At 38.9% G+C, this 1,038-nt stretch carries 1 protein-coding gene; it reads right to left on the bottom strand.

Annotation, left to right across the window (positions count from 1 at the left end; translation table 11 throughout):
• Positions 1-62 precede the first annotated feature (62 nt).
• Positions 63-1,038 (bottom strand): sensor histidine kinase (locus ACS8FD_RS16700; protein ID WP_439276666.1); only part of this gene is annotated, 976 nt, incomplete at its 5' end.

The following is a 1,038-nucleotide window of genomic DNA, read 5'->3' as shown; positions in this document are numbered from 1 at the left end:
AACAAGTATTAGGTCGAAAAACAGAATTGTTTAGCTTATATCAATAACTAGATTGGCCATACCTAATCACGGTTATCGTGATTTTTATGTGGATTATGCTTGACTGGAATGACAACCAAAAACCTGGTATGTCCATTAATAGTATCAGTAATTATTTGGCCTTGATGAGCCGTGACGATTTGTGATACCAGTGATAAACCTAGACCCGAACCTTTGTTTTTTTGCTGTAAGCGCACAAACGGGCTAAAGATTTCTTCGCGCTTGTCTTTTGGGATACCAGTACCTTCATCAATGACTGCAAGTACTGCATATTTTGGTAAAGGGCGTGCATCTTCAGATTTGACTTTTTTAAGATGTTTCTTAAATAGGCTTTCTTTACGTGGTGTGTTATTGCCATCGCTATTAACGTTGCTGTTGCTAGCATTACTGTCTTTGGTTGAATTGTCTTTATGGTCAGCAGTATTTGCCTTTTCAATTACTCGCTTGTGAGTGACAGGTTTGACTAGAGCATCACTCAGCTCGCCAGTCTTTAGATGTTGTTCTTGCGATTCTGGGACGATATTCCAAACGACTTTTTTGATTCTATTGGTTAAATCAGAAGCAAGTTTATAGTGGTCATTACGAAGTGTCTTACTATTGTCATTGGAAGCTAGGATATCCGCTGTCTGTTTTTGACCCTGGTTATTATAGTTATTATCAGATATGTCTCTTAACTGATCGGTCTCATTATGATCGTGACTGTTTTTATCGTTTTCTTCATCATGACTAACAAGCGTTTCGCCATTTTTAAAAATAACCGGTGCTGGTATGATGTCAGGCTGTTCTGATGCATCGGATGAGGTCTGTTCAACATACTGGATAGAGGTAGGGCTGTCTTCTTGATCGTCTTTAGACTGTTCTATTATATCGATAGGTTTGTCATAAGTTGGGTGGCCATAGTTTGAATGACCATAGTCAGCAAAGCTACTACATACGAGCGAATCTAACAAATATTCAGGTAGGGTATCTGCTTCTGCAAGGGTTTGTGCGCCATATAAC

It is taken from the genome of Psychrobacter sp. 1U2 (assembly GCF_051847575.1).
Note: the sequence above shows the minus strand (reverse complement) of the source record. Positions and strands in the feature narration are given on the sequence as shown.